Raw genomic sequence first — 10323 nt, forward strand, 5'->3', positions numbered from 1 at the left:
TTTTTAATTACATACTTAATTTATTTTTTAATGTCCAATATTTTTCTCCATTAGCTTCAAAAGAGAATTCTACCCATCCATTCGGATCTTCACGATAAATAAAGATGGTTGTTCCAGGAGTTACTGTACCAACTTTATTCTCCTCGACAGCTACATCTGGTCTACTTTTAATTTTTAAATTAAATGGATAAGGTACCTGATAGTAAGTAGCTGATGATACAACATTTGAGCTTGAACCGTCTGCATACATTTTATATGGAATTTCATTAGATAACGCGTCGACATCTAATGTTTCAGGATTCTTTGGTAATTTTTTTGCATATGTATAGTCTTCTACACGAAACGGTTTAATACGTTCCATAATACCCGCAATTTTCTTAGCCCAGCCTTTATCTGATGCATATTTCACGTTCATGCCAGTTAATGTTGGCCCGTTATAATACATACCGCTTTCTTCCAAATATCTTTCTCGTACATAATTAGCATTATAAGCAATGCTATCGCCGTAGCTTGGTAAATATTTCGCATATTTAAAAGGATCTCCATCATATGCACGTAGACCGAATAGATTATGTTTTTGATATGCGATTTCTGATTTTCCGTATCCAGATTCTAAAATCGCATGCGCTGCTAAATAATGAGCACTCACGCCATATTGATTTTGCGCATTGATAAAATCTTGCCCATGGCCAACTAACGGACTATCCGAATGATATTTCGCAATAAAGCTATCAATCTCTTGAGCTGTAATTTTCGAAGCCACTGTTAAATTTAAATCTTCATATGAGGTAGCAGTAATAATCTCTTTTTCATCGTTTAAATTTTGTTGTAACATATCTGTTTTTGCAGTAAGTTGAGCAGCTTCAGCACGTGTTATAAATCTATTTGGTTGCCAACCGTTCTCGGTACCATTAGAAATTTTTAAATCTATTAAAATATTGGCATGTTTTTCTCCCCAATGCCCTTTTAAATCTTCAAATCTAACCTGCTCGTTATGATTTGCTGTGCTTTGTAGTTTATATGCATTTACTAGCATCGTAGCCATAGCAGCGCGAGTTACTTTTCCGGATGGATTGAAAATTCCATTACCTTCACCTTTAACAATCCCAGCTTTTTCAGCAGCAGCAATATAAGGAGTAGCCCAGTGGTTTTGTGAATCTGTAAAAGATAGTTTTGCATTAGGATCAATTTGTATACCTAAAACTTTTGTCATAATTTTTGTAGCCGAAGCTCTGTCTAATGAGTCATTTGAACCAAAAGTTCCATCTGGATAACCATTTAATACCTGTTTATCTACTAAATAATTAACGGATTTATCAGCCCATGTAGGAACATCAGGGAATTTATGAGTATCTGCTAAAATATTAGAAGAATAGGATAATATAGCTCCTGCAAGGATACCTGTTGCAATTAATTTGTGCTTCATTAAAATAAACACCTCTACCATTGTATTTATCAAATTGAGATTTTCTATTTTTATATTTACATGTTTGTAATAAGAATGAAATCGTATTATCACGTATTCAATTTGATGTAACGAGTATAGTTACTTATATACATAAGTGTCAATAAATGTCTTTTACAAAAATGGATAATATTCACATAGATTTGAATTTCCCTGATCTTATAATTGACTTATGCATATGGTAAGTTTAATAGTTATATTTCTTTTCGATAGTGTAAGTTTCTTGAATTTAATGCTTTATTTTTTAATCTATTAGATATAGGGGCATTTTATTAGATTATTTAGGCACCCTCTTCCGAATCCCACACTTCAATAAATTCAAAACCTTTTAATTCACTTTGTTCAATAAGAGCCTTCAACTCGTCTGAAATAAAGACAACCGTCGGATGAATTTTTCCATTTATGTAGACTTTAAAAATCATTTCATTTTGAACTATATTAAAATCAAATGCGAACTTTTCACAGCCTACTATACGGCCTGTAATTAGTTTTTTAAAGATTGCTTTATCTCCATCAATTGCATCTAGTACATTCAACACGTGAATCAAGTAATATACCTCACTAGTTGAATTGCGTAAGAGTGGTAAAAATTCAACATTATCGCCTATTAAAGGTTCAAGTACTTGCTTGGCTTTTTCACTAATCATTGGTGCACCAGTTCCTCCCCAAAATTTAGGGAAATCACTATGATTATCTCCTTCAATACACTATACATATTTTTTTCCCCATGAATTTGTTAAATAAGTTATCAAATTTATTTTTCCATCAATATATTTTTTGTGGTCTTCTTCAAAATTTAATAACTGGAAAGACTCATAGTTATCTAATACACTCTTTAATGCCCATATTTTCATGCTTATTCCCCTTAACTATTCTTTTATCTTCTAAAGTAACTAAATTATTACGTAGCAAAAAATCGTTTACTACTATTTACTTTGTGATTCTAAAATTTATCTTGAATATAAATTACTATACTTATTCATAATAAAAAGCTTATACAAGTGCATAAGCTTTTTATTTTTTACTCTCTTAGATATGGGTTCATATTACTAATCTAATTAGATTTCTTTACGCACCCTCTTCTGAATCCCACACTTCAGTAAATTCAAAACCTTTTAATTCACTGTCTAAAATTGCATTTTTGAATTGATCTGATACTAAAAGATAGTTAGGGTGTACCTTCCCATTTATATTCAATTTAAAAATCGGTTCGTGCTGGACAACATAAGGAATAAATACAAATTTTTTACATCCTATTATTAAACCTGAACTTAACTTATCAAAGATTGTTTTATTAGTATCAAGTGCTTCCAACACCCTTAAAACATGTATAGCATAGTATTTTTTGTTTGTTTGTTTATGAATTAATGGTAAAAATTCAATATTATCTCCTACTATAGGTTCTAAAACATTCTTGGCTTTTTCACTAATTATTTGTACACCAGACTTTCCCCAAAAAATAGGAGAATCGCTTGATTTCCCTTCATCTGTTACCTCAATAAACTTAGGCGTCCATGAATCTGACAAACTTACCATAGAATTAAAACTAGTTTTAAAATATTTTTTATCCTCTTCATAGTTCAATAATTGAAAGGTTTCATAATCATCAGTCGAGCTTTTTAATTGCCAAATCTTCATATATATTCTCCTTTATTATTGCCATTTATATAGTTATTTCTTGGGTTCATTTAATCGCAAATTACCCTCTAATAAATCTCTTCTTATCCCATGTAACACTTCAGCTATATCAGCTTGAGTACCACCCATTTCTATAACAGAATTCAATCTTTCTGTTACTTCTCTTATATACTCTTTTGAGTGGCTACCTATATGTAAAACTTCAGTAGTTACATAATCATTTATTTTATATGGTAAAAACACCCCATTGACCGCAGCATCATAACTTATCCCTATCTCTTGTAATAATTCCTGAGCTTCCACAGCCCTACTATCATTCCAAGGTACTATGTGATGTGCCGCATTAGGGTATGGAGGTGTGTCAACTCCTGCATCTTTAAGTTCTGCACGTAATTTTTGAGATGCTGTATAAGAATCAGGATATTCGTTTTTCACCTCTACTCTATCAAGAACCTTATCTGCATATTCCTGAATTACTTCTTGAACATCTTTAACTTTACTTCTTCCACTAGTTTTGGAAAACATAAATGTTTCACGAGCTTTGCGTAAAACTTTAAATGTTTTTATTTGATTGCTTCCAAATCCACTTGCACCTGCAAATGCCAACCGATCCGTCAGTGGCAATTTATTTACGAAAGAAGACATTCCCGTAGAGAATTTTGCTCCTTTTGCTAATGTAGTGACTTTACTTATCCCCTTATCACCAATAAGTCCAAGTCCAATTTGTGTAAAAGCATAACTTCCCCACTTAGCACGACTTTCAGCGTCTCCATTTATTACATCATTAATAAACGAATCTGATAATGTGTTCCACATAGCAGGTAAGGTTTCATTTAAATGAGTAAAAGCGTACCCCATGTTCTCCCATGTTTCCCATTTACCAAGTGCCACAACACCATCTATTGTATCTTCAACTGCTTGACCTGTACCTTCTAAAATACCATCTATAATTTTTTCAGAAGTAGATTTTTCAGGAGGTTTCTTGCACACCGCTCCCTCTTCCATTGATCCTTCCTTTAAAAGATTATCAACTTGACGTTTTCTTTCATCAGCAATTTCTTGGATCGAAATGGTCCAATCCATATTTAATCCTTGTGTACTAAACGTACCACTTACAGGACTAAATCCTTTCCCGCTTTGGACTTCAGCAAGGCCGGCAGTAAGGCTAGCCACGAGTTGAAGAGCTGTGTTGTAGTTATTACTGGATGTATAGTTAAATTCATATAGATGCTCTAATTTTTCTTGCAGTTTTTTTCTCATCTCCACTAAAACAATAACCATGGCATCTATTCCAGGCAACACTGTAGCAATACTGATCGATTCTATACTTGAGATCATTCGATTAATTTCTTGAATTTGCTCTCTTATTTCTTGTTCGATGACATCTGTGGAAGCAACTTGTGATTGAAAATCGCTTGGAAACGCATCATTTTGATGAATTAATTCCTCACATAAATAAATGATCCCTTGTGCTAAAGGACGAAAAGTTTGGATAAAAAATATTTTTGCACTACTATATGTTTGTCCTTGCAAAACCGTATCAGTTGCAAAGGTATCAATTGATTGGATTGCTTGCTCCATAGCTTGGATAGTAGCGACACATACAGCATTCATGCTTTGGGTCTGATTTTGTACTTCCCCTAAATACATATTTAAACTCATGCTTTGTCCTCCCTTTTTAATCGCTGTTGCCGATAGGTAAGGTCGGTTTCTAAATCAATAAGATTGCGTCTTTCTTTAAGTAATGTTTCTTTTTGATTTTCCAATTCCAATGTTAATTTCCGCTCAATATGTTGCGACTCTTGAAGCTTATTCATAAAAAAATGAGAAACATCTTTATCACCATGCCATGTTTCTAAAATCCTATTAAATAAACGACTATTTCGATTTCTCAATTCGTGAAAGTCCATTTCTGCTTGTCTCTGGATTTGAATCTCTTTTTGATTTCGATCCTGTTTTTCAAATACTATCCGTAATTCATGATTAAATTCATTTATTTGTTTTTCCACATCTTGACTCATCTTATTCCCCCCTACCCTTCTCCCTTTACCGTAGGTTGCCATATTAGCGAAATGTCTTTTGTAGTTCGTTATCCATTCTTTCAAAATCCTTAGCTACTAAATGAATATTATCAATTGCTTGTTGAAAGGCCCCACAAAATTGTCTAGTTAAATCTAGCATTTGTTGATTCACTTCTTGCGCCTGAGCATTAACAGATAGTGTAGTACGGCTCGCCTTTGTTATAGAACGATTTGTCGCACCTTGAATTGTATCCGATGCATTTTTCATTTGTGTAGCAATTTGTGTAGCTGTTTGAAAATTACTTTGAAAGTTTCCCATCATTTAAACCCCTTCTAGTTCCAAAATCATCATGAAAATTATACCATGTAAGAATATTTCAATGTATCAAATATTTCTAGTAAGGAATTGATAGCTCTTAATGATAAGAATGAAGCTTTTCTTACCGAATTTCAATTAAGGATCTCTTCAACAGATGTAGTTGAAATAGAACTATTAGAACAAATACTGAAGTTACGAAGCAAGTTATGCCAGTAGCAGGTATGGGTGCAATGGGGAACAAATATTTTTATGGAGTTTGGTTTAGGATGGCTTGGAGATAAAGGAGCAGGCCAAATTGGAAAAGTAACTTCCCTTGGAGACTCTGTAAAGTTAACGAAATTTTCAGGTGATACACCTTATATTTCAAGCCACTTACCATTAAAAGATCGATTTGCTTTAGCTGGTGGAGATGGTTTGCGATCTAGATTTGACACACCAGACTTTAAACAAGCTGAAGAAAAACTCTCTACCTATCAATTTGCTAGTAGTGGAAGAATTAATAGTAGCAGAACTAATGATGGCAATGTTCCGTATAGTTTTGATTCATCACTTATGGAGCACCTTTTTCATGGGGAACTAAAACAAAAATGGTGAGGACTAAAAGCTGTTGGATATCACCATGAAAGTATGATGGGTGGAGGAGAAATAGTTAGAATTACCCATGCACCAAATTCTGCGGGAGTATATAGAGCAAAAGTAAAAGTAGACGGTGAAACAAAAAACGCGCTTTCTTCATTTTCCCCTAAGGATTGGGATAGAGTACAGGTACTTGATTCTATCAAAGAAGCATACGATAATAAGATTCAAGTCGATACAGTTAGATATGTAGGACAAACATCCCACGGATTTAAAGTAGAAATGATTATACAAAATAATGAGATAATAACAGCATATCCTGTTTATACTAGGAGGTAAAAAATGAAATATACATACGAATTTTATCGTGATGGACTTGGCGGATTAAGAATACGTTTGCCAAAAGAAATTTCTATAATTTCTCATTTCTTGGAAGATATTTTAGATGATGAAGCAGATGAGTATATACAAATTTTAGATAATGTAGTAGACCAAAAAGTTCCGCAATATGAAATAGAAGGGAACGTAGCAGCAGTCTACATTGAACCTAATTACACCAGTGCTATTAACTTATTTATGAGTGCTCCAAATAACCAATGTAAAATTGAGACCTCTGAATTTAGAAAACTACTTGTGTTGTGGCGAGATACAGTGGTAGCAGAAGGGAAAGATATAGAAGTATAAAAGAAAACTACCTTCTGTGATATTTAGATCATAGATGCTAAACTCAATAAAATCAAGGGTAGAAATATATTAAATATATTCCTACCTTTTTATTATGTGGCGAGACTCCACATTCATTAACTTAAAAATTTTTTAACACCCTACAATAGAAAACCAATAAAAAATACCAAGACCCCCTCCTCTCCAGGGCAGTCTTGGTATTTTTTACGTTCACATACAAATTATTATTTGTATTGTTGCATGTGTTCTTTGTTAAATCCTATACGTCTACCTTACCATTGATAAGCAATGACTAATATCTCTCCTTTAATCGTACTGATTATCTATACCATGTTTTAAAGGAACTATCTTGACTAAAATGATAAAACAAGAAATTGAAATAAGCACCTTTTTTATTTTGTAAACTGTAAAGCTTCCATTTTATATGAACCAGAGTTAAGTTTAAAGGAACTAAATCGTGCGTTTTCTCTTTATTCAACCATTTAACTTACTAACACTTTTCATAAGATATTTACACACTGCATTTAGGTAAAGAAATACAGAAATGTGTTTTTTTCTTTGTACTATCTAAATTTATGCTCCCTCCATGTTTTTCTACTATATGCTTAGCAATAGTTAATCCAAGACCTGATCCCCCATTATTTTCTCGAGAATCATCTACTCGAACAAATGCATCAAAAATACTTTGTTTCATATCCTCAGGTATTCCAATTCCATTATCTATGATGTTTATATAGACTTTGCTTTCATCCTCAATTAACGAAACAAACACGGTCGTACCTGCCGTATTATACTGTAGAGCATTAGATATTATGTTAGAGATAGCACGGGATAGTAACCTGTTGTTAATTGGAGCAATCACTTCTTTAAAGGGAATTTGATATTGAAGGATTAAGCGCTTCGCTTGAAATAAATCATAATATTCTACAAGCAATTCACGAATAAACTCAGATACATCAGTTGGATGTATTTCAAAAGGGTAATCAGAATGCTCTAATTTAGACAGTTCAAAAATATCTTCAGTTAATACCGCAATGATTCGAATCTTATTATATATTACATTCAAAGTTCTTTCTCTTTCACTTTTTTCAGTAATGATCCCTAGTTGTAATGCTTCAACATAACCTTGAACGGTTGTAATTGGTGTCCTTAAATCATGAGACAAATCTACAAGCATCTTCTGCTTGGTTTCTTCCAACCTCTTCTTCTCTTTCTCTATTTTATCGAGTTTTTCCGACATAACATTAAACGAATGTTGTATTTGCATTAACTCAAAATATGTTTCATAGTTTAACCTTTTGTCATATTTCCCACTAGCAATTTCCTCAAATCCAGTTGCTAGCTTATCCAATGGCCTAGTTATTTTCCTAGCAATTTGCCTACTAAATATATATACATTCATAGAGAAAAATATAAAAAATAAAACAATTGTAGAAAAAAATATCCTATAAAAAACATATACGTATTCCTCATTTTTATCAGAAAACGTATATTCATACTTTATTGCTTTTTTAGGAACCTTAACAAGGCAATATAATGTTTCACCTTTTTTCGTTACAAATGTTGCTACAGATGAATAATAAGGGAGCTTATCATTATCAAAAAATAAAGTAGCAAATTCTCTTTGTGAATATGATAAAAGCTGATCCTTCTTTTCCCCTTTGGTATAGATAACTTGTAAATTTTCATTAAGAATTTCTACCCAACCACCAAATGATTTTATTGATTCTGAATTAATAGTTTCAAAGTTTTCACGCACTACTTCACTTGCTTTTAAATTATTTAGCTTTCCTAGTTGCTTCTCTGTTTGGTACATCAAAAATATAAATAAAATTATTACCGTGAAACCTATTGCTAGTGCAAATATAACGTAATTTTTAATTAAGATATATAAAACTTTATTTTTCATAAAGTTCTTCCTTCCTAGCAAATCTATACCCAAGCCCCCGAATCGTTTTTATATAAACTGGATTCTTAGGAGAATCCTCTAATTTTTCTCGTAGTCTACTAATATGAACCATAATTGTATTATCATCTGCACAGTAATAATCAGACCATACACTTTCAAAAATTTGTTTTTTAGTAAATATTCTCCCTGGATCCCCCATAAAAAGTGTTAAGATTTTATATTCCGTAGCACTGAGAGTAATGGTTTCGCTTGATTTATAGAGTGTACAAGAATGATGATCTAATACTAAATCACCCATATGAATTTGCTTCTCCTTACCTTCTACAGCCTTATCATTAAATTCATAGGACCTTCTAAGATGAGCTTGAACTCTAGCTATAATTTCTAAAGCACTAAATGGCTTTGTAATGAAGTCATCTGCTCCAATCCCTAAACCTATAATTTTATCTACTTCTTGAGATTTAGCTGACAATATAAGTATTGGGAATTGTAACGTCTCACGAATCTTTTTAATTAATTGATAACCATCCATTTTAGGCATCATAATATCAACAATAGCTAAATCGATATGATTTTCTTCTAGACACTTTAAAGCACCTTCACCATTTGAAGCCTCTACAACAAAAAAATTCTCCATTTCTAAAAAAAGCTTTAAAAGATCAACAATATCTTTGTCATCATCAACAATTAATATATTTTTTTTCATACTCTCCCTCGCATCAGTCAGAATTTTCAAAAATACATTTAAGGTTATTGTAAGGTAAATGAAAGTGACATGAAAGACTAACCGTTTAATATACAGGTATGAATTAAAAAAGGAGGTATTATCACATAAAAAAATTTGTTGGAATTGCGTTAGCAGCTACCATTGGAATTGGAGGTTTAGGAACTTTTGCTACTACTAAAACTTACGCTGCAGTAAACAATCCAGAATCAACAAAATTGGTTTATCAAGTATCTGATGTGCAAGGTGAATTTATGCACATTAAAGTGGGGAAACCTTGGTCAATGACGCCAAGCGGAAATCAATACAAATATGTCTTATTTAGTAAAAATAAAATTTATGTCAACCCTAAAACTGGTGTTGTAACAGCATATGAAGAAGGAGCAGCTGAAGGCAGAGTACTCGATAAAAATGGAAATGTAATTGCTATTTGGTATATTACAGCTTTTAAATGATGAAAGGAAACTTTCACAAAATTAAAAAGGCGTTTTTAAGAGTAGTTAACAATTTAATATGTTAGTTTTTTGTTTTATTTATAGAAAAAACAAGTTAATTTAAAAATTTTTTTAAATCAAAGGAGATGTAAATATGTTCAAAAAAATAGTAGTCGGTGTATTAACCACAGGCATTTTATTCTCTGGATCAGTTGGAGTATTTGCAGCAGATAATAGCCAACAATTACCCACAAGTAAATTAGCTAAAAAAGAAGCATGTCCAAATAATACCGTTTGTTATCGAATAAAGGAATTTCAGTATTATAATTTACCTGTAAAATATAATAAAAATACAGGTAGTAACGAATATTACTATAAATTATCTGGTGAAACCGGACATTGGGAAGTTGATTCTCATAAAGGGAGATTAACTAATTTAAGTGCTGGAAAAATAAAAGTTAAAGTGTATGAAGGCGGTGTATTATTAAAAGAGTTTATGGTAATAGCTGATAGCTATAATTAATTTAAAAGGAATAATATAACTAGATGGAAC

Annotated in this window: 10 protein-coding genes and 2 pseudogenes; 4 read left to right on the forward strand and 8 right to left on the reverse strand. The window is 32.1% G+C overall.

Features of this window, described 5'->3' with window-relative positions; genetic code table 11:
• Window positions 1–7: 7 nt before the first annotated feature.
• The 6 genes and pseudogenes from DN404_RS29315 to DN404_RS29340 all read right to left on the reverse strand — a co-directional run bounded on the left by DN404_RS29315 (window position 8) and on the right by DN404_RS29340 (window position 5446).
• On the reverse strand, window positions 8–1426 hold the full coding sequence (locus DN404_RS29315) for an S-layer homology domain-containing protein (RefSeq protein ID WP_149215808.1): 1419 nt from the start codon (window positions 1424–1426) through the stop codon (window positions 8–10).
• A 320-nt stretch (window positions 1427–1746) separates the two neighbouring features.
• Window positions 1747–2319: pseudogene (locus tag DN404_RS29320) on the reverse strand (imm11 family protein).
• 214 nt (window positions 2320–2533) lie between these two features.
• Window positions 2534–3103 (reverse strand): imm11 family protein, encoded by a 570-nt coding sequence (locus tag DN404_RS29325; protein WP_149215809.1) that lies wholly within the window; start codon window positions 3101–3103, stop codon window positions 2534–2536.
• Between the two features lie 33 nt (window positions 3104–3136).
• Window positions 3137–4765 (reverse strand): AHH domain-containing protein, encoded by a 1629-nt coding sequence (locus DN404_RS29330; protein WP_149215810.1) that lies wholly within the window; start codon window positions 4763–4765, stop codon window positions 3137–3139.
• On the reverse strand, window positions 4762–5124 hold the full coding sequence (locus DN404_RS29335; protein ID WP_149215811.1) for a DUF3958 family protein: 363 nt from the start codon (window positions 5122–5124) through the stop codon (window positions 4762–4764). Before DN404_RS29335 ends, DN404_RS29330 begins: the two co-directional genes overlap by 4 nt.
• Window positions 5125–5167: 43 nt before the next feature.
• Window positions 5168–5446, reverse strand: a complete 279-nt coding sequence (locus tag DN404_RS29340) for a TIGR04197 family type VII secretion effector (protein ID WP_002083393.1) — start codon at window positions 5444–5446, stop codon at window positions 5168–5170.
• A 225-nt stretch (window positions 5447–5671) separates the two neighbouring features.
• On the opposite strand from DN404_RS29340, the pseudogene DN404_RS31390 reads away from it, so the two are divergent.
• Both DN404_RS31390 and DN404_RS29355 read left to right on the forward strand, forming a co-directional pair.
• A pseudogene (locus DN404_RS31390) lies at window positions 5672–6358 on the forward strand (EndoU domain-containing protein); the annotation flags it as partial.
• A gap of 3 nt (window positions 6359–6361) precedes the next feature.
• Window positions 6362–6703 (forward strand): hypothetical protein, encoded by a 342-nt coding sequence (locus tag DN404_RS29355; RefSeq protein ID WP_000878117.1) that lies wholly within the window; start codon window positions 6362–6364, stop codon window positions 6701–6703.
• Window positions 6704–7214: 511 nt separating this feature from the next.
• On the opposite strand, the gene DN404_RS29360 is transcribed toward DN404_RS29355, so the two are convergent.
• Both DN404_RS29360 and DN404_RS29365 read right to left on the reverse strand, forming a co-directional pair.
• Entirely contained in the window at window positions 7215–8612 is a 1398-nt protein-coding gene (locus DN404_RS29360; RefSeq protein ID WP_149215813.1) for a sensor histidine kinase, read from the reverse strand.
• Entirely contained in the window at window positions 8602–9318 is a 717-nt protein-coding gene (locus DN404_RS29365; RefSeq protein WP_149215814.1) for a response regulator transcription factor, read from the reverse strand. Before DN404_RS29365 ends, DN404_RS29360 begins: the two co-directional genes overlap by 11 nt.
• Window positions 9319–9590: 272 nt before the next feature.
• Between DN404_RS29365 and DN404_RS31155 the strand changes: the two genes are divergently transcribed.
• Entirely contained in the window at window positions 9591–9791 is a 201-nt protein-coding gene (locus tag DN404_RS31155; protein WP_000547727.1) for a hypothetical protein, read from the forward strand.
• A gap of 133 nt (window positions 9792–9924) precedes the next feature.
• Complete coding sequence (locus DN404_RS29375; protein ID WP_000473547.1) at window positions 9925–10293, forward strand: hypothetical protein; 369 nt, start codon at window positions 9925–9927, stop codon at window positions 10291–10293.
• The last annotated feature ends 30 nt before the right edge of the window (window positions 10294–10323 follow it).

Origin of the sequence: Bacillus sp. TE8-1 (genome assembly GCF_008368855.1) — a bacterium.
Classification (GTDB): Bacteria; Bacillota; Bacilli; order Bacillales; family Bacillaceae_G; genus Bacillus_A; species Bacillus_A cereus.

Coding starts and splice junctions, on each gene's coding strand:
- DN404_RS29315 (WP_149215808.1), bottom strand. CDS start 1,426: ATGAAGCACAAATTAATTGCAACAGGTATCCTTGCAGGAGCTATATTA.
- DN404_RS29325 (WP_149215809.1), bottom strand. CDS start 3,103: ATGAAGATTTGGCAATTAAAAAGCTCGACTGATGATTATGAAACCTTT.
- DN404_RS29330 (WP_149215810.1), bottom strand. CDS start 4,765: ATGAGTTTAAATATGTATTTAGGGGAAGTACAAAATCAGACCCAAAGC.
- DN404_RS29335 (WP_149215811.1), bottom strand. CDS start 5,124: ATGAGTCAAGATGTGGAAAAACAAATAAATGAATTTAATCATGAATTA.
- DN404_RS29340 (WP_002083393.1), bottom strand. CDS start 5,446: ATGATGGGAAACTTTCAAAGTAATTTTCAAACAGCTACACAAATTGCT.
- DN404_RS29355 (WP_000878117.1), top strand. CDS start 6,362: ATGAAATATACATACGAATTTTATCGTGATGGACTTGGCGGATTAAGA.
- DN404_RS29360 (WP_149215813.1), bottom strand. CDS start 8,612: ATGAAAAATAAAGTTTTATATATCTTAATTAAAAATTACGTTATATTT.
- DN404_RS29365 (WP_149215814.1), bottom strand. CDS start 9,318: ATGAAAAAAAATATATTAATTGTTGATGATGACAAAGATATTGTTGAT.
- DN404_RS31155 (WP_000547727.1), top strand. CDS start 9,591: ATGCACATTAAAGTGGGGAAACCTTGGTCAATGACGCCAAGCGGAAAT.
- DN404_RS29375 (WP_000473547.1), top strand. CDS start 9,925: ATGTTCAAAAAAATAGTAGTCGGTGTATTAACCACAGGCATTTTATTC.